Annotated in this window: 19 protein-coding genes; 3 read left to right on the forward strand and 16 right to left on the reverse strand. The window is 43.8% G+C overall.

Features of this window, described 5'->3' with window-relative positions:
• Positions 1 to 4: 4 nt before the first annotated feature.
• From AC6R16_RS14030 to AC6R16_RS14055, 6 genes are all read right to left on the reverse strand, one after another.
• The gene (locus tag AC6R16_RS14030) at positions 5 to 1,198 is read right to left on the reverse strand and encodes a DUF3103 domain-containing protein (RefSeq protein ID WP_500674778.1); all 1,194 of its coding nucleotides are present in this window, start codon (positions 1,196 to 1,198) and stop codon (positions 5 to 7) included.
• Positions 1,199 to 1,451: 253 nt separating this feature from the next.
• Positions 1,452 to 3,869 carry a M9 family metallopeptidase gene (locus AC6R16_RS14035; RefSeq protein ID WP_500674779.1) on the reverse strand — a complete coding sequence of 806 codons (2,418 nt, stop codon included), beginning with the start codon at positions 3,867 to 3,869 and terminating at the stop codon, positions 1,452 to 1,454.
• Between the two features lie 155 nt (positions 3,870 to 4,024).
• Positions 4,025 to 4,993, reverse strand: coding sequence for a chromosome partitioning protein ParA (locus AC6R16_RS14040; RefSeq protein WP_500674780.1), 969 nt, complete (start codon positions 4,991 to 4,993; stop codon positions 4,025 to 4,027).
• The gene (locus AC6R16_RS14045) at positions 4,993 to 6,318 is read right to left on the reverse strand and encodes a sphingomyelin phosphodiesterase (RefSeq protein WP_500674781.1); all 1,326 of its coding nucleotides are present in this window, start codon (positions 6,316 to 6,318) and stop codon (positions 4,993 to 4,995) included. Before AC6R16_RS14045 ends, AC6R16_RS14040 begins: the two co-directional genes overlap by 1 nt.
• 248 nt (positions 6,319 to 6,566) lie before the next feature.
• Positions 6,567 to 9,026 carry a collagenase gene (locus tag AC6R16_RS14050; protein WP_500674782.1) on the reverse strand — a complete coding sequence of 820 codons (2,460 nt, stop codon included), beginning with the start codon at positions 9,024 to 9,026 and terminating at the stop codon, positions 6,567 to 6,569.
• A gap of 366 nt (positions 9,027 to 9,392) precedes the next feature.
• On the reverse strand, positions 9,393 to 9,632 hold the full coding sequence (locus tag AC6R16_RS14055) for an HP1242/YdcH family protein (protein WP_004744651.1): 240 nt from the start codon (positions 9,630 to 9,632) through the stop codon (positions 9,393 to 9,395).
• A gap of 220 nt (positions 9,633 to 9,852) precedes the next feature.
• Between AC6R16_RS14055 and AC6R16_RS14060 the strand changes: the two genes are divergently transcribed.
• On the forward strand, positions 9,853 to 10,638 hold the full coding sequence (locus tag AC6R16_RS14060; RefSeq protein WP_500674783.1) for an SDR family NAD(P)-dependent oxidoreductase: 786 nt from the start codon (positions 9,853 to 9,855) through the stop codon (positions 10,636 to 10,638).
• Between the two features lie 179 nt (positions 10,639 to 10,817).
• On the opposite strand, the gene AC6R16_RS14065 is transcribed toward AC6R16_RS14060, so the two are convergent.
• The 5 genes from AC6R16_RS14065 to AC6R16_RS14085 form a co-directional block, all read right to left on the reverse strand.
• Entirely contained in the window at positions 10,818 to 11,726 is a 909-nt protein-coding gene (locus tag AC6R16_RS14065; protein WP_500674784.1) for a DMT family transporter, read from the reverse strand.
• A gap of 270 nt (positions 11,727 to 11,996) precedes the next feature.
• Positions 11,997 to 12,953, reverse strand: coding sequence for a LysR family transcriptional regulator (locus AC6R16_RS14070; protein WP_500674785.1), 957 nt, complete (start codon positions 12,951 to 12,953; stop codon positions 11,997 to 11,999).
• Positions 12,954 to 12,962: 9 nt separating this feature from the next.
• Positions 12,963 to 13,421: a YaiI/YqxD family protein gene (locus AC6R16_RS14075; RefSeq protein WP_239851526.1), complete on the reverse strand. Its 459-nt coding sequence runs from the start codon at positions 13,419 to 13,421 to the stop codon at positions 12,963 to 12,965.
• 66 nt (positions 13,422 to 13,487) lie between these two features.
• A complete protein-coding gene (locus AC6R16_RS14080) occupies positions 13,488 to 13,808 on the reverse strand; it encodes a heavy metal-binding domain-containing protein (protein ID WP_004744645.1) in 321 nt (106 codons plus the stop codon).
• A gap of 25 nt (positions 13,809 to 13,833) precedes the next feature.
• Entirely contained in the window at positions 13,834 to 14,454 is a 621-nt protein-coding gene (locus AC6R16_RS14085) for a LysE family translocator (protein WP_500674786.1), read from the reverse strand.
• Positions 14,455 to 14,630: 176 nt separating this feature from the next.
• On the opposite strand from AC6R16_RS14085, the gene AC6R16_RS14090 reads away from it, so the two are divergent.
• Both AC6R16_RS14090 and AC6R16_RS14095 read left to right on the forward strand, forming a co-directional pair.
• Complete coding sequence (locus AC6R16_RS14090) at positions 14,631 to 16,127, forward strand: phospholipase D family protein (protein ID WP_500675340.1); 1,497 nt, start codon at positions 14,631 to 14,633, stop codon at positions 16,125 to 16,127.
• A 329-nt stretch (positions 16,128 to 16,456) separates the two neighbouring features.
• On the forward strand, positions 16,457 to 17,761 hold the full coding sequence (locus AC6R16_RS14095) for a dicarboxylate/amino acid:cation symporter (protein ID WP_500674787.1): 1,305 nt from the start codon (positions 16,457 to 16,459) through the stop codon (positions 17,759 to 17,761).
• A gap of 73 nt (positions 17,762 to 17,834) precedes the next feature.
• Here the strand turns inward: AC6R16_RS14095 and AC6R16_RS14100 are convergent, their stop codons facing one another.
• From AC6R16_RS14100 to AC6R16_RS14120, 5 genes are all read right to left on the reverse strand, one after another.
• Positions 17,835 to 18,692, reverse strand: a complete 858-nt coding sequence (locus AC6R16_RS14100) for an EAL domain-containing protein (RefSeq protein ID WP_500674788.1) — start codon at positions 18,690 to 18,692, stop codon at positions 17,835 to 17,837.
• A 1,451-nt stretch (positions 18,693 to 20,143) separates the two neighbouring features.
• Positions 20,144 to 20,395 (reverse strand): DUF3081 domain-containing protein, encoded by a 252-nt coding sequence (locus AC6R16_RS14105; RefSeq protein ID WP_004744637.1) that lies wholly within the window; start codon positions 20,393 to 20,395, stop codon positions 20,144 to 20,146.
• A 116-nt stretch (positions 20,396 to 20,511) separates the two neighbouring features.
• Positions 20,512 to 21,759, reverse strand: coding sequence for an NAD(P)/FAD-dependent oxidoreductase (locus AC6R16_RS14110; protein ID WP_500674789.1), 1,248 nt, complete (start codon positions 21,757 to 21,759; stop codon positions 20,512 to 20,514).
• A 5-nt stretch (positions 21,760 to 21,764) separates the two neighbouring features.
• Positions 21,765 to 22,832 (reverse strand): methyltransferase, encoded by a 1,068-nt coding sequence (locus AC6R16_RS14115; protein WP_500674790.1) that lies wholly within the window; start codon positions 22,830 to 22,832, stop codon positions 21,765 to 21,767.
• Between the two features lie 30 nt (positions 22,833 to 22,862).
• On the reverse strand, positions 22,863 to 23,255 hold the full coding sequence (locus AC6R16_RS14120; protein WP_004744634.1) for a hypothetical protein: 393 nt from the start codon (positions 23,253 to 23,255) through the stop codon (positions 22,863 to 22,865).
• Positions 23,256 to 23,274: the final 19 nt, after the last annotated feature.

Raw genomic sequence — 23,274 nt, forward strand, 5'->3', positions numbered from 1 at the left:
ATCTTTACTCAGTTGGATTAATCGTAACTGGCTTGAAGGTCGCCGTAGCATTACCACCAGCTCCAGGGCGATCCACATATGGCGTGTTTTGCATCAAGGTGTAATAAACATCGACATAATCGTCATCGTTGGTCAGCAATCCATCAGGAATCACGTCAATAATTTTTCCCGTAATCTGAGCGATAATGGCATAGCCTTGCACTTCCGGATCTGGAATCATTTTTAGGATTTCTTCAGCGGCTTTCACTAGAAGCTTGGCAAGTTCCTTATAGTCAGTGCCGTCATCCTGCTCCATCAGGACCATATCAACGGCTCCCCAACGATAACGAGGCCAGATGATAATTGTTTGCCCTGGGTAGTAATCTTGACCGTCGTAATCGAGGTAAGGCATTTCAACTAAATCGATCTGAGGCGCGTCTCTGCTTGGATCAACACCAGTGATGATAGCGTAGATCTCTGCCTTGCCAGAAATCCAAGGTTCTTGGTCATCATTGAGGCGAATTTTCGTAAGCTGAGTCGTTCTCAGGGGTTGCACATCTGCTGCCATCGCTGAGCGTTTAAACCGCTGGGCTGTTGGCTTAGCAACGGGTTCATCGGTTGTTAGCTTGGTTGGTTGGCCTAAGCGCTGCATCTCTGCCTGCATGGCTTGGAGGCCCGCTCGTAGCTCTTCGGCACCGTTACTATCAACAACCAGAACAGGTACGTCTGGCATTTCATATACATCTAACTGATGAAGCTGACCGTATATGTCGTAGGCCTCTATATACTGCCAGTTGGAGTCATCGCCAGCAGGTTCAAATGCGAAAAGTGGGCTTTCCCCCTGCTTCCACTGTTCTACCATCGAAGCATCAGCAATGCGAAGCTCGATTAAAGAGTCCGTAAAATCTTCAACTCCTTTGATCGTCCGGTAGTCTTGATCTGCTTGTTGTAACTGACGACTAAAGGCCGAGTATGGCTGGGCTGACTGAATCTGACTGACGGATGCCGACAAATTCTTCTCGGTGATTTGCGCTTTCAGGTTAGCTTCTAGCGATTGGTACCTTTCACTGAACTGAAGTGCGAGTTCTTGTTTCTGTTTGGAGATTTCTTCTGCTTTCGACACCGGAGTCATGTCTTGTGCAATAAGAGGTTTTGCGTTGGATTGGAATCCAACCACTGCCGTTGCAAGCATTAAGCTGATAGAAATATTCGGTCTCATAAATGATCCTCATTGTAATAATTATCAGTAGTAGAGTAATTAATCTACAACTACAACCTATCAGCTTGATGGATAAGAGGAAGCAAAATGATTAGATTTTGGCCAATTTTTCTGCTCAAGATCACTCTATCACATAAAATATCAATATTTAATTTTGTCTAAATTAGCAACAACGAATTTAACCTCCTACTATTGATGCATTTGTAATATCATTAACTAAAAGAGCGCCGTTGGCGCTCTTTTATGTTTACTTTTAGTAACTTGCAAATAGCTCTATTTCACTGCCTAAGTGAGAAGACTTGAGAGTGAAGTGCACATAGCCCGTTTTTTCGACATTGAACTCAAGATACTGGTGTTTGCCCTGTGAAACCGTGGAAAAATCATACTGATTTTCAGATGCCCAAGCCTCTAGACCAACGTACATATCGACTTCTCCTTGCGCTTGCTGTTTAGGTGTCAACCAAATACGAACAGTACCTGGCTGTTCTACATACAATCCGATATAGCGGCGCTCATTCACAGTGAGTGATTTGGCCTTATTATTTTCAATCAATAGTGGCGATAGGTCATCTTTCGGTTTATGAGTTTGATTTTGCTGTTTAGCAAACGTAACAACTTCGACATTTTGAAATGCCTCGCGCGCTGCCAAGCTAAAGTAGTATCTCCCAGGGGCAACCAAACCGTTCGATTGTGCAAGGAACTGAATCGCTTCTTCACTTCCACGCTGGAACTCTGAAACCTGGTAGTCATAATAGTGCGCGACTTTCTCGTAACTAGCGTAAAGATCAGCGTCTCCGTCGCCTGTTATCGAAATACTGAACTCCGAAATACCGTTAGGAACATCAACATAAAACAGCTGCTCCTGATAATCATCAGCCTTAAAACTCATTGTTTGATTTAAGCCGATGTTTAATAGTTCTTGTGGTTGAGGTTTGTCGGTTGTGCCCGATTCACCATTGCCGCCCCCCTCTTCTGTATCCGGCTGTTTTGACACCACTTTCAGCCAAGTAGCAAACTCGGCATTCAAGTTAGCACCAAGCTGCTCTACTTCGCGAGACCATGTCACATAATCGCCCGAACGAGCAAACTGAAGCAGACGGTCGACTTCACTTGGATGTTGCTCTAACAAGAAACGAACCGCTAAGTAGCCCCATCGGTAAACTCGATTAAGGTCATGTTCGTATGTTGTTGTTAGTATCTCTGCCAATGAATAGTTTTCGTCACCAATGAGATCCACCGCAGCCTGATAGCCTTTTTTGTAATGCATGTACTCAGCAAAACCTTCGAGCCACCAAACAATGCTTCCTTCACTTAGTGTCTTACCAAAACCACCATACAAGTTGAATCGACCATCAAGATAGTGAACGTATTCATGTTCTAAATTGAGGATTGAGAGTTCTTCTGACGAATATCGATACGCGAGGAATCGCGCCACGTTGTTCTCATCCGAAGGGTCTCCTTCCAAATACTGACCACCGTTATCAGTACTATTACCAAACAGAAAGTTCGAATATGTGGTGTACGAATTATTGTCTTGCCAAACCACAACCTCTACCTTGTTGTTATGGTCGTCTTTGACTGGAACCTGACCAGTATTGGCAACTAGATGGAAATCAGCCTCAGTCGAATCCAGTATCTCACATGCCTGCTGAGACTGCTGCTGAGTAAGGTTCTGAGAGCGAATGACTGCCGGGCCATTACACTCATACCTACTCACTAACAAGCGGTGCTCTAGTTGCTGCTTTTTACCCTCAATATTGAGCTTTTTCGCCTTTTCAGGTGCGTAGAACATCAGCATTTCAGCGGATGCCAGCCAAAGTTTTTCACCTTGAGTTCCGATTTTATGCTGAGCCATAATGCTTTCTAAGAAAGGCATAACTTGCTGGTTAAGCGATTCGTTTCTGCCCGCTAGAAGACGCCCTGTTTCACGCACTGCGTTGTAAATAAGAAACTCAGAGTCCGTCCCTAGAGCCCACAAGTTGCTATCGACAAATTGTTTTAATCTTTGCAGGTACTGGGGATGTTGTACCAACTCTTCATAGAAAGCATGGCGAACAATGTGACCGTTCATTGCTCGAAAGAGGTTATTTAAGCCATCAACGTACTGAAGATTGTTGCTGTTTTCACGATCAAACGACTCTAGTAAAGTCAGCATAGACTCCATCGTTACATGAAGCTGTTTAACACTATCAACCAACAACGTCATGGACGACATCGCCCTAACTTGCTCGCGTCCTTGGTCTGTTGCATGTTGAGAACGAATAAAGCGATCTGAGATTTGTGCAATCGAGCGACTCATTTCATCAGAAAAGTAGCCGTACTGCTCCTGTGTCGCATAACGAGCAAAATACGCCGCTTTGATAAATTCGCTTAGATTAGCAATACGAACTGCCTGCGCATCTTCCCCCTTATACTGATTCACTTCAGCACTTAACGCGCGTGCTACTTGGTTTAGAGACGCTTCGCTATAAAGTGAAACAGCCGCTTCAGCTGGCGCATTGAACCAAGATTGATAGCAAGATGATTGAGCAGATGCGATACTCTCTACCCATAAATGACCTTGAGCTAATTCGTTAAATTCGCATTGTGTAGAGGCTTGAGCATGGCTTCCCAAGCTCGCTACTAGACATGCTCCCGCTAATTTACCGAGAGCCCATTGACGTTGTTTCATTTGCAACACCCTGTTTTTATTGATAAATGGCAGGCGCGTTATAACAACAATCAATATATTAACTAAAAACATATCAGGAGCCTTTTAGACTCCCATTCAAAAATTTCGCTCTCTGTTAAAATAGCAATCGTTTTCATTAAACACTTATTTAACAATTACTTAGAATTAAAAAAGCCGATACGGAACTGGCTAATCTGCTCATTGTAATAGGCTATCCAATCTGAATCAGTCATCGCGCCGTAAGTGGAACTTCGCTGTTGACTCAGTGAGGACTTCAATGAAGAAAGCTGGCTTTGATAGTCTTGTATTTCTTGCTGCTGCTCCTTTACCTGCTGCTGCCGAGTGCTAATTTCATTGATTTGTTCACTATTAAGGTAAGTCCCTGCAAGTTGATTGACGACCGCATCTCTTTGCTGCTGGCTGTAACTAGCAGGAATGAGAGAAACCGCCGTTTCAAAAGTGGCAACATCACCGTCCAATCCCACCGATGTCGCATTCTGCTGCCAACGCTGCGAAAGGGATTGGAACTGAGCAAGGTAATCATCTGACGAGATATCAGCGAGTGCTTGGGAGTCGAGAGCAAAATCATAGGCTGCAAATTGATCTGCAAATATTGTTTCAGCTTGCTGACCCCAAATCACTTGCGCTTGACGTTTAAACTCAGCAATTTTGTCTGCTAACGTTGCTAGTTGGTTTAACTCTAGAGTCCCTAAACTGTCATGCCATTGCTGCTTCAATTGAGGATAATTTGCCAGCAAGAAGTAACCCGATCCAGTCATTAAAGACTTCAGCGAGACCAGTTGCATTTCACAGTTGTTCAACTCTAGGCAATGTTGCCAGAATGCTTCGAGCTCCTGACTTAGCGCTGCTCCTTCCAAACCTGATAAGCGCGCTACCCATTCATTTGCATTAGGCTGATTAGATTGAGCAGACGGAGCCTGAGTTTGAGCTTTGTCTCCTTGAGCAAGATTATCAATAGGGGGAGGTGTTCTCGCCGCCTCTACAACGGACTCTATAGGGTTAACGTTATGATTCATTGTTGAAGAGGACGGGACTTCAATGACGAACCAACCAATAATGCTCGCCGAAGCGACGAGCATAATCAATGACAACAAACGCAGCATTATTTCACTACCGCAGTCACTGGGAAGTGATCCGACAGATTATAGTGTTTCCATAATCTTTCGTCGGTTGAGCGAGGGACATCCACACGGTTATCGTTATAGGACTTCACCTGATATTCATTGCTGACCATCACGTAATCTAGATACTCGACATTTTCTCCACCAGACATGGCTTCACCAGCAAAGTCGTTGATTCGAGGATCAAACGTCGACGCCGTATAGCCTGAGTAGGTTGGCTCGATAGCGCTTAAGTTGGCAATCATCTGTTGGTAATCACCTGGGAACTTCAGCTTGTTGACGTTGAAGTCACCGCTGTACACCACAGTATCTGTTTTGGGAATGTTGAGTGACGTCGCTAACTGGCGAATCTGTTTGAACTGACGCTGACGGTAATCCCTCGCCGTATCAGTATCAAACGACGCAGTATGAGTGGCGAATACGTGGTAAGCCTTGCCACCTTTGATCACCTCAGCATAGTTGACGCCTTTATCCGCAAAGCAATCCGTGCCGGTACAGTCTGGGAAAACATATTGCGCCTGGTTAACAATAGGATAGCGACTCACGATCATCACACCACCGTCGTAGATGTTGATCCCTTCCTTATCGAGCATCTTGGTTTGGTAGGGGTATTCTTTCGCCAGTTCACGCAGAAAAGCATCACGTCCACTTGCAAATACTTCTTGCAGTGCCAACACATCATAACCCTTCACATATTTAGGGATCAGATCATAACGATCACCAATATGAGAAGCGATAACAGGCAACGCCCAAATATTGTAGGTCATCATTTTGAGCGTGCTATCATCCTTCTCTACTTGCTCTTCGACCTTTTGTGGCGTGATGGTGTAGTAAAGGTCATCATAACGAGCGGTTTTAGCCGATTTAAAAGCAAGCTCAGCACTACGCTCCCCAAATGATTGGCTGTTGTAACGGTGAATATTTCGATCATCTTTCAAACTTAACGAAACATCTGACGCAGATACACCATACTCAATAGAAGAGTTGTACCAATGCCCTTTCATCACCTGATTTAGCGTTACACTTTCACCCACCGGGTTTGAAACAACGGTACTAAAACGGTAGGTTTTACCGGATTTAACCCCTTCCCAACGGTTGAAGCTCATCACCTGCTTGGTTTCCCAAGGTCCGAGGGTTTCAACATGCTGCTTCCACTCTTCACCATGTTTGAGAATGTCTGTGCCCTCATGGCTGACTTGAATGGTCAGCGCTTGGTCAGAGTTGTTGGTGAGATACACATCTGTGTCAGCAAAAGCTGAGCTTGCCATCAAAGCGACTAAGGCGATGGAACACTGCTTAAAATTCATTACGTTATCCTTGTTGTGTTTTGGAGGCTTGAATCTAGAGCATATGCTTTACATAAATGTTATGAATGTATGACATGGTTATTTCGCAGTAATCGCGATACAAATTCGTGAATCAGACATTGTTTATGTGCAACAAGAAGCAAGGCTATAAGTAAGCATCTGGCAAAAGATCAAACTTTCATAAACTGTGGTTCATAACTTCAACAAAAAAGCTCAGCGATTGCTGAGCTTTTTCTTTGGTTAGATGATTACGGGCGACAGCTTGAGGTATCGAAATCAACGACTATTGCTGCATTTTCAAAATTGCCGGAAACTTTCAAATATCCCCAGTAATTAGCTTGCCCAGCGATAGTGACACACTCACCGTTGCCTTCATTGTCTGACCATCCGTGAAGGTTCGATCCTGCTTCATTCGGCCATCCAAAATTGCTGTATTCCAGTTTAAGATCACCTGTCCCATTAGCAGAAGTTATTGCCATCGACTGATGCTCATTGACTCCTTCGATACTGAGCCAGATGGTTGACTGACTCGCAAGACATGCGGGCTCTCCTGCCACCAAACGTCCACCTGAGATTTTACTTTGGACTGCACAATCAGTCGGTAGCGATGAATCACCTCCTTGCGGTGAAATAACAATCGAAGCGGTCGTCGTGCCGGTATTTCCATCGTTATCCGTGACGGTTAAGCGGATCGTGTAGTTACCCTCGCTGTTGAACTGGTGCGACGGATTGGCCTCGGAACTTGTCGAGCTATCACCGAAGTCCCAGAGGTATTTTGTGATTTGCCCGTCTTTGTCTGAACTACCTGCACTGCTGAATGAAATGGATTCACCGATTTTACCCTCATTGCTTACATTGATTACCGCGGTCGGTGACTCTGCACCGCCACTGACCAGTTGTTGTTGCCACTGTTCGAACTCAGACTGATACTGAACTGCCCATTGATTGATGATGACTTTATACTGGGACCAGTTTCCGCTTCGTGTTTCAACTAACATGCGATTGACGTCATCCATGTGGCGTTCAAACATGAATCTCACGGCTAAATAACCCCAACGATAGATGCGATCGACATCGAAGCCATCGTAAGTGGTTTCGAATATTTCGCTTAATGTGTAAGTAGAACCATCTTTAATTGTCTCTATCGCTCTAGGATTGTTGTCTTCATTTGCGACATACTCAGCGACACCTTCACTCCACCACACTACTTTTTCAGTTGGATGACTAAAGTCACCATACATGTCGAATCGCCCATCTAAGTAGTGGACATACTCATGCTCAAGGTTCCAAACGAAATGATCCGGGTTAGCGTAAGACGCTTCATAAGCAATGAAGTTAGGAATATTGCCCGGCTTAGAAGGGTCACCTTCTAGATACATGCCACCATTGTTAGTGTTGATATCGAAAATGGGTCCAGCGTATTTGCCGTAATCGTCACTGCTATCGAAGATATTCACCTGCAGCTGAGTATTGTGATCGTCTGCGACAGGCTGATTGCCAGTTTCCAGTCGGGTGTGGAAGTAACCTTCCTCAAAACCCATTTTTTCACAAGCAGCCTGATGCTGAGTTTGAGTCATATTCTGCGACAGAATACGAATAGTCGGGCTACAAGTGTAGCTTTGCGCTAAAACAAGGGACTTCAGTTGTTGTTCAAAATTACAGATGCCAAATTGAGAACAATCGGAATGATAAGAGGCAGTATCAGCGGTCGCGAGCCAAACCGTATCACCATAGCCATACATCTCGTATTGGCTGAACACCTCAGTGACCTTAGCTTTTACTTTCGCTTCAATCGCAGCGCCACTGTACTTTAGTAATCTGGCCATTTCACGACCCGCATTAGCGGTCATAAACTCATCCGCTCGCGTAATAGAATCTCGATTGAGTGCCATCTTAGCGAGTGCGTCGACCAAAGCGGTCTGCGAACCTATCGCCTGAACGTATTGGTCATTCCATTGCCCGCCGAACAGCACGGTGAAAACGCCATTGACGGCATCACGCATATACCAATGCTGAGCGTAATCTGAGTTCCAGCGATTTAGCCACTGCGTAATAACATCAAGGTAGGCATGCTCAAGACTTGCGCTATCCATTGTGATGATCACTTCGCGCAACACCTTACCGTGAGTATCGCTGCTTTCATAAAAGTTAGCGTTGGCGACAAAAGCATCGACCGCTTCTTTTACCGCAGGTGTCACCCAAGATAAAAAGCTCACGTTATTGTTATAGAACTCAGCGTAGTAGCCTGCGCGCAAGAAGAGGAACAACGCCTCTAACTCATCACTTCCACCACCCTGATATGCTTTTGCAATATTCACCGTGTGCTTGGCGACATTGAACATGTTGCTAGACTCAAATGCTGTTTCTTGAACACGGCTTTCAGCTGAAAAAAGCTTGTTCACGCAACTCGCTCCCTGCGTCGTAATCGCGGAGATAAGCGCTGTACTATTTGAAGTGGCAAATGTCTCTACATCACAGGTTACCGCTGCTTCGTCTGCAGCAGCGGCAAACATCTTAAAAGTTGGCTCTGGTTTTTGAGTGAGTGTTTTCTTCGGTGCGTTGTCTGGTTGATGATCTTCGACACCATGATGTTCATGGTCATGAAGAACACTTCGGTCTACATATTGCGGCACCGGCTCGCTCGCCGCGTACACGTTCAAAGAAAATAAAGCACCTGCCACTGCTATTGTTAGTTTTTTAAGTTCCATCTTAGCTTTTCTACCTATGTATATTTTATACAAACGGCATTGCCGTCACCGGATCTCACTTACTGCGAAATCACTGATTAATCTAGACGGGAAAATCTTAACTATGAAACAAATTACTGATACTCAATTTTTGAGTCTCAGTTTATAAGACGCACAGAATCACTATTTAAGCTTGGATACTTAATCATTCATTAATTTAGTAGCAGTGACTTTCTAAGCTTTGAAAGTGGTAGAAGCCACGTGTGTAGGAAAAGCATAATACTGGCTAAAGTGTGGGATTAGGCTGAGATTTAACCTTATGAATATCAATAAAAAAGCGCCAGAAAGGCGCTCGTATAAAATTGGAATTTTTTGCGAAGTGTTGGACTAAAACGATTTCGCCCAACTATGGAGCGCATCTTTCATCTCGGCTCGGTCATGTTTCATTTGATGCATTTCTCCGTCACTAATTGGAGAATCTCGCAACTCAAGGGTTCGAATCTCTTTATCTAATGAGTTGTAGTTTCTCATCATCTGCGCAAAGTCCTCATTGGTTTCGACAAGCGCAAGAATTGCATCTTTATATTCAGGAAATTCTTTTAGTAGAGAATGATCTTCACCGAGCATATGTACTCCTCCATGGTAGAAATTAACTGTTCAATTTTTAACCATAGCAACGAATACTGATGTGAAATGTGCGCTCTCGCACTTACTGGCAATAAACTTCCCGTTCAAGTGTACTTTGATTATGGAAGCTTTAACCCATAATCTTCGGAAGAATCGATTAATGTAGTCTTGAGTCATTTGTCCCATAATGGCTACATCCACATCAGACAGGTTCAGTAAAATGCAAAAGGTTATTCTCGTAACAGGCGCAACAGATGGCATCGGTTTTGAAACTGCAAAAATGCTCACTAGCCAAGGGCATCACGTTCTTATTCATGGCCGTAATCCAAGCAAGCTGCAACATGTAGAAGAAACACTAAGTCAACTTGGCAACGTCTCTAGTTATGTGGCGGACCTGTCTGACTTAAGTGACGTAGACAAGCTCTCCCAGCAACTTATTAGCGACTTTGAAACTATCGATGTGGTGATTAACAACGCGGGCGTATTTTCTACTCAACAACCACGTACCGAAGAGGGTTTAGATGTCCGCTTTGTGGTCAATACACTTGCGCCTTATAAACTCACTAAAGCGCTTTTGCCTTTGCTACCAAGTGATGGTCGAGTAGTAAACTTATCTTCAGCCGCTCAAGGAAGTGTCAGCATTGAGGCTCTTATTGGCAATAAAGCGCTTGCCGATGGTGACGCCTACGCACAGAGTAAGCTCGCGCTCACTATGTGGTCTCGTTACTTAGGTTTAGCCCATAAAGGTACTGGCCCTACGATTGTTTCCGTCAATCCGAAATCGCTGCTTGGGAGCAAAATGGTAAAAGACGCGTTTGGTATTGCTGGCGGCGACCTCAGCTTAGGTGCTGATATACTCGTGAGAGCGAGCCTTTCAACCGAGTTTGCCAACGCGCATGGACTCTATTTCAATAACGATCTCGAACGTTTCTCTGAGCCGCATGCCGATGCGCTTGATGATTTGAAAGTTCAACAAGTCGTGGAGGCAATTGAACGCTTAGTTTGATCGAGAGTGCTCACTAAAAACAAAAATAGGTGTTTGGCTTAACCAAACACCGATTGTTTTCTGTTTAAGCGAGTGCCTAATAAGCAAATGTCTCGCGGTAAGCAAATAAGCCTTGGCTCCCCCCGGTATGCAAAAACAAAACATTGCTGCCCGATTTGACCTATTCGACCCAAAACAAACTAAGCGGTTGTCGCTTCTTGGCCGCGCTTGAAAAACTTCTTAGGAACTTTAGTCAACAAGATACCAAAAAGGAGAGGTAACATCAGAACAACTGACTGATCTGAGATCATTTCATCGTTTACATAAGATGAAATAAACAATGCAACAATCGGGAAGATCAAAAAGCAGATTGAAGCATGAAATGGAGAAGACACCTGCCCCAGTTTAAAGTAAGCCACGATACCACCAACACTGGCAATCAAGCCAAGATAGATAACCGCCCAGATCGAGTCCCATGTGAACGCGCCAATCTCTACGTTTTCACCGACCGCCGAAACCGCAAATAGAAATAGAGAAGCGATACAACAAGGTATCGCGTTATAGGTCAGTACCTGAACATCACGACACTGCTTTTGAGCAAAGACATACATAAACGCGTGGATCGCAACAGCCATACCTAGCGACAAGGTGCCAATGAGATAATCTTCGCCTCCAAGCTCCATTTCATTAGATAGGATGATGCATAGGCTGATCACCGCTAACACTAAACCGAACATTTGGTGCTTTTCTAGACGCAGACCAAGGAATAGCCCTGAAGTAATCAAAACAGCAATCGGCATATTGGCAAAGATAATCGATGCTAGACCAGACGAAATATACTGTTCACCATAAATCATCAGAGTAAACGGGATAGCAAAATACATAATCGATACAATCAGCATCCAACGACGTTTACCCTTAGGGAAAAGCAAAGGCTGGTTAAACACTTTGGTCAAGAAAATAAGCAGTGGAGCTGCGAACAAAAAGCGCAAAGCGGTGGCAAACATAGGTGGGATAGAATGCAACGCGACTTCCATCGCAAACCAAGTTGTACCCCATATTAAACAAACCGAGAGGAACAGAAAAATGCTAAATGACTTTGAATTCATGGTGATAACTCATTAACTACGCAAATAAAAACGGTGCGCTGAAGCACGAAAAATTTGGCATGTAGTCTAAAGAATCACTGAGAGAAAATGTTTTCCTTTTACATCAAACCTTACCTATTAAAGGTAAAAGTTTTCTAATAAACCGAGATCTCTTAGAAAATTTTTATATCTGGTAAATAACGCAAACAATAACCTTGGTCAAAACAAGGTTATCAGTAGAATTAAAGCATTTACGGTCGCTATACAAGATAGTACTTCAAGAGTGAGTCGCTATGATTGAGCAGGATAATAATGTTCAAAGTTGGGAATATGCTGCTCCCAAATAGGCGGAGTCCCAATGTGTTTTTGGACTGCAGTAATAAACTCTCTAACCAATGCCGTTTGCTTACGGTGAGGATATAAAGCGTAAAGAGCCAATCCTTTGTTACACAAGGTATAGTCAGTAAGAAGCGGCTTCAGCCCTAGCTCATCAATAGAGCAGTTGAGATTGGAAGAAGAAAGCGTCACATAACCGAGCCCATCTTGAACCGAAGCAATCAAGGTCGGGACATCATTCACTTTGAGCTTGCCTCTCATCTTGTAGTTGATGATATTACTGGAGTTGGGTTGCTCGCTAAGTCTCATCGTATCGACAGTTAACGAGCGGTTGCTGTACACCACAGAAGGAAGCTTCACTAGCTCTTCAGGAGTTAACGGCTCACCATACTTTTCAATAAAGCTGTTTGAAGCAAGAATCACCGCCCTAATATCGGCAATCTTTTTCGCTATTAAGCTCGAATCATCTAAGCGCCCTAAACGAAACGCCACGTCAAAGTGGTCAGAAATAATATCCGAGCGTTTATCATCCAGTAGCAGTTCAATCTCAACATCTGGATATGACTGCATAAACTGACTGATCACAGGACGAAGATAGTTTTGACCCACATGGTAAGGAGCAGTCACTCTAATTCGTCCTTTAGGCTGAGCATGATAAGAGTCAGCGATTGATTGAACGTGCGTCAAAGTCCCCACAAGGTTATGAGCTTGTTCGAGAATCTCTTCTCCTGCAGGCGTTAGTGAGAATGAGCGCGTCGAACGGTTAAGAAGCTGAACGCCTAAATCAGACTCTAGTTTTTTTATCTGCTTTGAGAGAGAGGAGTTGTCCATATCATGCAGAGCGGCAGCCTTAGTAAATGAACCTTGCTGAACGACATCGATAAACAGAGAGAGTTGATTCACTAACGCCATATTACAACCTTACTTTTGAGTTCGCTGCCATTGCACCAACCACTTATCAAGATGGTTCGCAAACTGCTGGCGATCTGCCTGACTTAATGGCGCAGGCCCTCCTGTTTGGATACCGCTGCTACGCATTGTCTCCATAAAATCACGAATGTTCAGCCGTGATTTGATGTTCTCTTTGGTAAACAACTCACCGCGCGAGCTCAGTGCATGGCCGCCTTTGGTGATGATTTCGTCCGCAAGCGGAATATCACTGGTGATCACCAAGTCACCCGTTTGGCAGCGTTTTACTATCTCATTATCAGCCACATCAAATCCGGCTTGAACTTGCAGCATGGTTACCTTTGGTGAGGCTGGAGTGCGGATAAACTGGTTAGCCACCAAGGTCACTTCGACCCCAGTACGCTCAGAAGCGCGAAACAAGATGTCTCGTACAACGACAGGACAAGCGTCCGCATCTACCCAAATTTTCATTCTTCATTATTCCTAAAAACGGTCTACTGACGCTATTAGACCGTAATTACTAGGGACTTAATAGCGTTATTTAAACTTAACCGCCGTTCCGCTAACACTCACCATCATCATGCTACCGCCGCTACCTATCACTTCGTAGTCGATATCAATACCGACAATACCATCTGCACCCAACTCACGAGCTCTGGACTCCATCTCTTGGAAGGCGATTTCACGCGCACGCCCCATCTCTCGCTCATAGGCACCGGAACGACCGCCAACCACATCACGAATCGCGCCAAACATATCTTTGAAGATATTAGCTCCTAATATTGCCTCGCCAACAACAACACCCAAATAGTCTTGAACCGGGCGACCTTCAACAACTGAAGTGGTAGTTTTGATCATAGAGTTCTCCTTATATTTATCATAACTAACTCATAAACAGCCAAACACCGACACCCATCATAAGCGTGCCAGCAATACGATTCAGCAACCGAACGTTCTGCGATTGCCCAAGTAGACGTTTCAGCCCTTTCCCGCCAGTTGCGTACAAGGTCATACAGATAAACTCAAATACCAAGATTATCGAGACCAACACGATCAGCTGAGGGGCTAAGTCAGCACTCTGGTCGATAAACGGAGGAAGTAAAGAGATCATAAACGCCCAGCCCTTAGGGTTAGCGATCGCAGTGACAAAGCCTTGCACCACCAAATCCCAATCACTTGAGGGCTGAGGAGCTTGCTCATTTAGGTTAATGGCAAGCTTACCTTTTGAGCGCCACATCTGAATGCCTAGATAAAACAGGTAACTGCCCCCAATGAGCTTCAGTGCTACAAATAACCACGGATAGTTGAGCATCACAGCTGCAATACCGAGAACGGCAGCGACAGCCACTAGACCGACCCCAACTAACTCCCCTGCCATCATCCACAGCGCTCGGCGATAGCCAATACTCATGCCTAAGGTCAGCGCTAACGTCATGCACATCCCAGGCGTAATTGAGACAAAGAAAAAAGTCGGAATAAACATTCCCAGCAAAGCGGTATTCATAGTCGATATTTTTATCGTTAATTGTTGTGTTATGCGTCTAACATATAGCAATGATCGCTAAAACCAAACCACTCTATTACTCTGATTAGTGGTAGCAACGTTAAATGATATTATAATCAGCCTATTAACTGTTTTTCATTCGCAAGGGGCTAAGCTTGTTCACTCTCAAATGGCGCATGCTTACGCTATTGTATTTCACCTTGTTGGTTGGCTGTGTATCAATTGATCCAAGCACGCTTCCCGAAAAATCTTACTCCAATCATTTGGGCTATCAAAAGAGTAGTCAACTCGCCAAATACTTTGAATCAGATAAACATCCCGATGCTTCTCTTACTGGATTTGTGCCTCTCGACCAAGGAGAGGACGCCCTTCTAGCTCGCCTCGCCTTGATTGAGTCTGCACAAAACTCGCTTGATTTACAGTACTACATCTATCGTAGCGATGAGACAAGCCAACTCCTGACTTGGCGACTTTATGAGGCGGCCGAGCGCGGGGTAAGGGTTCGCTTGCTCCTCGATGATATGCAGGATAGAGGTGACAATAAACTTGCCGTACTCAACGCTCACCCCAACATTGAGATTCGTCTGTTTAACCCGCACCACTATCGAAATGCACGTGTGATAGCAATGGCAAGTGACTTTGAAAGACTCAATCGTCGTATGCACAACAAGTCTTTCACTGCCGACAGCGTTGCTTCTATTGTAGGTGGGCGCAACATAGGTAATGAGTACTTTTCATTTGAGTCTCATGTCGAGTTTGGTGATTTCGATGTACTCTTATATGGCAAAGCCGTCGAGCAAACCGCCGAGCAGTTTGATCTCTACTGGAACAGCCTCTACGCCATTCCAATAGAGTGGATAGTTGAAGACACTCAACGTGTAGATTACAGCACTATTGAAAAAGAAGTCACAAAGAGAAAGTTACGCGAAAAATTCTCCGAAGGGCAATACAACTTCACTAAGCTAGACCTTTACGAACAACTGGTTCAAGGTAACTTGGATATGTATTGGGGAGAAGGCGTTGTTTGGTATGACTTGCCCGACAAAGTCGCCACACAGAAGAGCCAGTTGGTTGATAACTTAAGTGAACTGCTGGCAGATATTGACGCCTCAATTGTACTAATTTCTCCCTATTTTGTTCCGACCGAATCCGGAACAGCCGCCTTGGTCGATGCCGCCAAACGTGGAATAGACGTCACTGTTATTACCAACAGCCTTGCCTCTAACGATGTATTTGCTGTTCACGGATGGTATGCAAAATATCGCAAAAAACTCGTTGAAGGTGGAGTCAAACTCTGGGAAACCAAAGCGAATGCTGATCTTAACAGCAAATGGAGTGTGACAGGCAGCAGTCGATCAAGCTTGCACGCCAAGATGATGTTCATCGATGGAAATACTCTATTTGTTGGCTCTATGAACTGGGATCCTCGCTCTGCCTACCTCAATACAGAAATGGCAGTGGTCATAGAACAAAAACGCTTTGTAAAGGAATCACTCAATCAGCTGCCTAGAAGCCTAGAGAAAAATGCTTATCAGATTGTCCTTCAAGACGATGACATCGCGTGGAAAGATTTTTCTTCTGGGAAGCTGTTAACCTCCGAGCCAGACGCCAGTATATGGCGAAAGGTGGGCGCTTGGTTATCAGGAATGCTACCAATTGAAGAACAACTCTAGCCCTATGATTTCATGTTAAAAACTGCATAAGTCTCGACTATATATGCAGTTTTTAACACCTCATACCAGTATATGCATTTAGATTCTCAAGTAATGAGAAACCTATATATATTAACGACCAGGCTTTTCCTTGTTACAAAATGGAATTTATAGATAAATCCGTTAACCATACTGGTTAAAATCCTGTTAATTAACACAAAATTCTAGTGATGAGTGTCACATCTATAAATCTGGTCAGTTATTTTGCTTTTTGATCTTTCGATCTGCCTGCTAACCTCCTGCTCGCCTTGAAGTGAACTCAAGGTGCATAACTATAAGGAGTGTTCACTATGAATACCAAGAAACCGATGTCGCTAACCAGCCGCGTAATTCTAGGTATGGTTGCGGGTATCTTGACAGGATTTGCGATTCGCAGTCTCTTTGCTGACAACGGATTTGTCGATGCATATATTGTAAATGGATTATTTGAAGTCGGCGGCCAGATCTTTGTCGCTAGCTTGAAAATGCTTGTTGTCCCACTAGTCTTCGTGTCACTAGTTTGCGGTACAAGCTCTCTAAAAGACCTTTCTACACTGGGTCGTATGGGTGGTAAAACGCTCGCGTTCTATGTTGCAACCACAGCCGTTGCTATCACTCTTGCCCTAACAATGGGTAACCTTTTTCAGCCGGGTGCAGGCGCAGACTTAACTGCCGCAAGCTCGTTTAAATCGGCGGAAGCGCCATCTCTTGGTCAAGTTATCATTGATATGTTCCCGACCAACCCAATTAGCGCTATGGCAGAAGGTAAAACACTTCAAGTGATCGTCTTTGCTGTGCTATTTGGTATTGCTATCAGTGCTGCAGGTAAACCGGGTGAGCGTATTGCTGCTTTCTTCTCAGATCTCAATGAAGTGATCATGAAGCTAGTTGCAATCCTAATGAACTTAGCACCATACGGTGTGTTCTTCTTGATGGCGAAGCTATTCACTGGTTTAGGTTTAAGTGCCATTGTAAACCTAGCAGAATACTTCTTGGTTCTTGCGGGGACACTTGTTCTTCACGGTCTGGTTACTTACAGCGTGATGCTAAAAGGTTTTACGGGGCTTAGCCCAATAACTTTCTTGAAGAAGATGGAAGACGCCATCATGTTTGCTTTCTCTACGGCTTCTTCAAACGCAACGATTCCAGTCACAATGGAAACTGCGAAGAACCGTATGGGTGTTGAAAACCGCGTTTCTTCATTCACTGTGCCATTAGGCGCAACAGTGAATATGGACGGTACGGCAATCATGCAAGGTGTCGCGACCGCGTTCATTGCTCAGGCATTCAACATTGATCTGACTATGGGTGATTACCTAATGGTGATCATGACGGCAACTCTGGCATCAATTGGTACAGCGGGTGTTCCGGGTGTTGGCCTTGTCATGTTAGCGATGGTGCTTAACCAAGTCGGTCTACCGCTTGAAGGTATCGCTCTTATTATGGGTGTTGACCGTCTACTGGATATGATTCGTACTGCCGTAAACATCACAGGTGATAGTGCCGTGACCATCATCGTTGCTAAATCTGAAGGTGCACTAGATGAACCTCGCTTCAATGACCCAATGGCAGGTGTCAAAGAAGAAGAAGTTCATTTAAAGCGCTCTGAAGCCTAAAACAATGATATAAAACAGGGCCCTTAACTTGAAAAAGTTAAGGGCCTTTTTGTTAACCTATTAACCGCTTTCGCTACACATACAGGTAACCTTGATGGAGGTTATATCCTAAACTCTGCAAGGTAAGCTGCTGAGCGTAAGTTTCTACGCCTTCTTGGATTATTTCGCATTCTGACACCTCACCAATTTCAGACAAGGTCCCTAACAACCTTTGCTTAGCTTCATTTGAATCTATATCGCGAATAAATTCTTTATCAATTTTGAGGTAATCAAGAGATACCTTTTGTACAATTTCAACATTGTTATTGCCAGTTCCAAAGTCATCAAGTGCTATCTTGAAACCTTGCTGTTGAAGCTTGCTGATGTTGCTATAGATCTCCTTGTCGTAAGGCAAGTTTGAGTTTTCCGTAAGTTCCAAGACGACCTCGCTTGGCTTTAACCGAGCTAAATATTTTTCCAAGACAGAATAGTGGCTACCTAGCAAAGAGCCTGGACAAATATTAATACCGTAGACTCCAGTTCCCCCCTTTCTCTTCGCATTCGCAACGGTCTTAGCTATGAGTACAGTATGAAAAGTAATTAGCTGATTTTCTGCCAAATTCTCGATGTACTGCAATGGCGTTCTTTCAGCAATGCGAGTTAATATTTCTCGATAAATCGTATTATTTTTCTTGGTATCAACTACTGGCTCTAACGCGTAATCAAGCAAGACCCAATCTTGGCAGAATCGGATGAACCTTGAGATTTTTCGCCAATACAGTGTAAGAGATACTAGGAGAAAAAGAGATGCAATTTCGGCCAGTAGATTGCTCGCATAGAAGGAAACTTTGGTACCACCATCCAGTACTTTTGTATAAATGCGAATACCGCTAGGCTGACCAAGAGCCACAGCCTTATCATCTTTATGTTGGACAACCAAACCATCAACCAACAGCGACCATAGGTTGTTGCTATACATACTCTCAACAGCTCGAATAGAAATCCTACCGATCATCGTGGTATAAGTCTCATCGTTGTCTCTGACGCTGTATATAAATTGGGGCAAGTTGAGCAGCGAGTTAACGTAGTCTTCACTAATTTGCTCAACCGAATCTCTATCAACAAAACATGATTCAAAGGGGAAACTAAAAGAGCTGAATCAAGATATAGCGAGTGGTTGAATACGTTGTGAGTTTCATCATCGTGGCAACCGAGTGACGTTAACTCTTGGGCGACGCTGTCAATATTGCTTCGAAACTGTTCAACGATTGAGATCAGTTGATAGATATGTAGTGAATAGAGGAAGGATGTCATTACTGCAACATACAGCAAAGCTCGGGCCGATTTTCGGAATAAGGCCATTTTGTAGGTTATTAAAAATGAACCCAACACAGAAAAAAGACTCGGCTTGAAATCGCTTAGTTTAGGCTCGGTGTTATGAGTGTTGGCCCTTGTTGAACGTGCAAGAGCAACATAATAGCCTTTGTGACGTACGTCCGATATTAACCTCTTTTCATTGATACTTTGACTATAGCCAGTGGTCAAGCGCTTAAATTTTGATTGCAATCTCCGAATCGTTGTCTGCCACGGTTCCCTTTTAATCTCTTTTCTCTCGATATTCCTGTAAGCACTTTCGAGATCGTATAGACTAATCGGGTTGTCTACAGAGCCGTTATTGATAAGAAATTCGAGTACAAAACGTTCTCTTTCATCAAGGTCAGTTTCACGCTTTTTATTCTCATTTTCAACGCTATATAACTGACTACCACTTAGAACTAAATCTAATGAACTATCGTCACATAGATTAAATGAATAGAACATCTATCCCCCGAAAAACAATACCTTACTGCATATAAATTAAGCCAACAGCGATATCGTTGTATTTGTTTAACCAACTAAATCATTTATTTAAGAACCGTTGTATTCATTCCTTTATTACAACCATGGTATGTATAGCGACTCAGTAACATCTAGTATGTTTCACTAAGATATCCGTCCATTACTTTCGCTTTCACACCTATCGAAGTTAGGCTCAGTCCTATCTGATAGAAAACGTTAAGATCCAAATCAAGCCGCCAGAATGACCAACAATGCAACCAATCACGCACAATGTATCAAAAATAAAACAAAACAAAACAAAAGAGGCGACCCATTAGAGAAACCAAAAAATGACACCAATCTCACATGATAAACAAACTCACATTTACCACCCACATAGTTAATCATCAAACCATCCTCCTAAACATTGATTTATCATGGTTCTACTCACACTTGAGATAAATAGGAGATAAGCCAAACCATTTTGCTAAGTGGGTAGTCTATGATGGGTATGGGTATAAAAATGCCCCAATAATTGATTACGCAACCATTGGGGCAGATTCATTATCTTGTTTATGGTGTTTTCTATTTAGCTAACATGGCAACCTTTTTAAGGAAGCTATCTCTAAGGTGTTCTTGGTCATAATCGAGATGATAGGTATTGTGAAAGCCGATTTTTAGCTCAACACCATTACCTCGCATATATACATTGTAACCATCGTAATCAGAGAAGGCTTCGACACCTTCATAGATCTTACCATGCTCAGTTGGTGAGCCGTTCGCCATCACCGTTTCATAAGCTTGTAGGACCTTGGTTGGATCAAGTTCATTCTTCATAGCTCACCTCCTTTCACTACCCAAACCTACGTACAATGTTTGAATAGCGATCTACTAAAAAGTATGAACGGTGATCGAGATTTTCGCCATCTCTAGTCTTGAGCCAAATCAAAACTCTAAACGTTATTATTTTCGCGAACTAGCTCTGCCAATGTTTTTAATCGTTGTTCGCTATTCTTAACATACGGGTTGTCTTGATCCCACGCATACCCCGCTAAGATAGCGCTGATCATTTGTTTGATACGGGGGTTAGGGTTCTGATAGAAGATGACATCTTGCAGAATACCGCTATACCAGCCTTCGACATAAGTTCGGAAAGTGTTTACACCAACCATTAACGGCTTAGCGTACTCGTCATCCCAATCCACTTCTTGCCCATTTAGCTGTTTCACCACGCACTCGGCGGCATACTGGGCCGACTTCATCGCAATGGTCACACCGGATGAAAATACCGGATCAAGAAACTCTCCTGCATTGCCTAGCAGAGCGTAGTGCTTGGTCGCGAGCTGTTTTACGTTCGCTGAGTAGCCGCCTAGGTCTCCCGCAGGGTTTGGATATTTTGCATTGGCAAGCAATCGGGCTAAACCAGATTCTTCGCTCGCTAGTTGCTTAATGGCGGCAATTTTGTCTTCCGGGTAGCGATCAAAGAACTCAGGTTCCCCCACCACACCAAATGAACACACGCCATTGGAAAAAGGAATCAACCAGTACCAGACATCGTGATTTTCAGGGTGCACGGAAATTAGAATCTTGTTGCGGTCGTACTCTAACGCTTGCGGGTCAATGTTATCAACGATATGAGTAAAAATCGCTTTGCGTGGCGGAAGACAAGACGGCTCTTCAAGGTCGAGCATTCTTGGTAAAACTCGCCCGAAACCACTCGCATCCAACACATAGTCTGCTTCTATTTGGTAGCTCTCACCCTGCTCATCTTTGACTGTCAGCAAAGAGCGATCACCAACAAACTCAAGTTCAGTTAACTCATGTTGATAACGGATTTCTACCCCTTGAGTCTCAGCGCTATCAGCGAGGACTTTATCGAAGTTACCTCGCTGAACTTGGAACGTAGTCCCTGGTCCTGAAGTGAATTTATCGGTGAAATCAAACTGGGTGTATACGCCATTGCGTCTAAACGCTGCGCCATCTTTGTACTGAAAACCGTATTGATTAACCGCATCAAGCATACCGGCTTGTTCTACCACTTCCATACACGCGGGAAGTAGGCTTTCACCGATAGAAAAACGTGGGAACAGCGCCTTTTCAATAACAATAACGTTTATGTCCTGCGCGTTTAACAACGCAGAAACAGTAGAGCCTGAAGGCCCTGCACCAACAACAACGACTTGGGTAATTTCTTTTTTCATAATTTTTATTGTGATTTTAGCTTGAGCAGCGTATGGCCAAGGCCAATATTATCGGTTCTTTCTTCAACGGTTAATCCTGCTGCTTCAATGATCTCTAAGAAATCGTCGCTACGATAGAAACGGCTATTGCCATTGGCTAGGCAGGTGAAGTAGAGAGAAGTGGCATTCAAACTGAAAGAAGCGGCGTCATATTTTTGCGCATCCCAAAACAACTCTAGAATGTAAATAGAATCACCTTCACGAAGCTGACCTTTGACTTTCTTGAGGATATTAAGAATTTCCATTGGCGAGAAGCAATCTAAGAACTGGCTCATCCACCAAACATCGGCGCTTTCTGGCAGTGCTTGCTGCTTATCGAGCATATTGGCAGGGTGCGGATGAACTCGACTTGCAAAGCCCTGCTCTTTGGCATTTTTCATCGCCATCTCAAGCTGCTGAGGTAAATCAACAATGGTGATCTCAACATCCGCATTGTAGTTACAGCATTGCATTGCCCACTTACCGGTGTTGCCACCGATATCAACCAGTGTTTTCGGTTGGCTTTTAAAAACTTCTTCGAGCAGAACCGGGAACGAACGGTCAGAATAGAAATGATCAAACTTAAACCAGCTCTCTTTTGCTTGCTCTGGCAGAGTCGACAAACCTTGATATATGGTTTCCCAGTCACCAAGCTCCTTCAAGCCAGCTGGTTTGCCTTCAACTATCGCTTCGGTGAGATGCATCATCGCCGCGTAACAAACATCAGCAGTAAAATCCATGTTGGCATTGGTCATGCCATCATGGAGGATAAAGAAGCCTAAGTTTGCTAGGCAATAGTTAGGTTTTTCCCATAACACGATATTGGCGCTGATCGCCATATCAAGCAACACTTTAACGCCATACTCAGAAACCTGAGTTTGCTGAGCAAGTTCTACCGCATTTAGACCTTTCTCACCTGCTTTATCTAGTGCAGACAAAATACCTAAATCACGTAAAGTGCGCGCTGTTTGGAACACAATTGGTGCAAATGATAGCTTTTGAGCTTCTGTTTTTGCTTCTAGAGCATTAAACGGGTCTTTGTTTTCTTGTACCACGAAAAACCTAACTATAAGTTAATTAAATGATTATTGTGCAGACGCTGTAAGCGCAAGCTGCTTCTTAATATCTACGTTTAAGTTGTTAATCCAACGATTGTAGTTACGGTGAATTTTGCCATCACCTGCTTTCAAGTTTTCTGAGTTGAGATAAATAATTGAGTAAAACTTGTCGTTATATGGAATTTTTACTTCCGCATAATGCGAGCGAACGTGTAATTTCGCATTCAGTTCATTTGCAGAAACTTCTTCTACAACCCAACCGCGATTCATGGCAGCTTGCATAATCGCCATCTTAACTTGTTTACTTTGAAGATTATAAGCAACTGGAGTATCCTCAACGTTCATTACTGGCTGAACGCGACCACAACCGACAAGTAGCAATGCGAGCAATACTGAGCTGAGTAACTTTAGTGGTGACATATTAATAATTCCTTATTAG

Source organism: Vibrio sp. R10-SG3-ISO10, assembly GCF_059834185.1.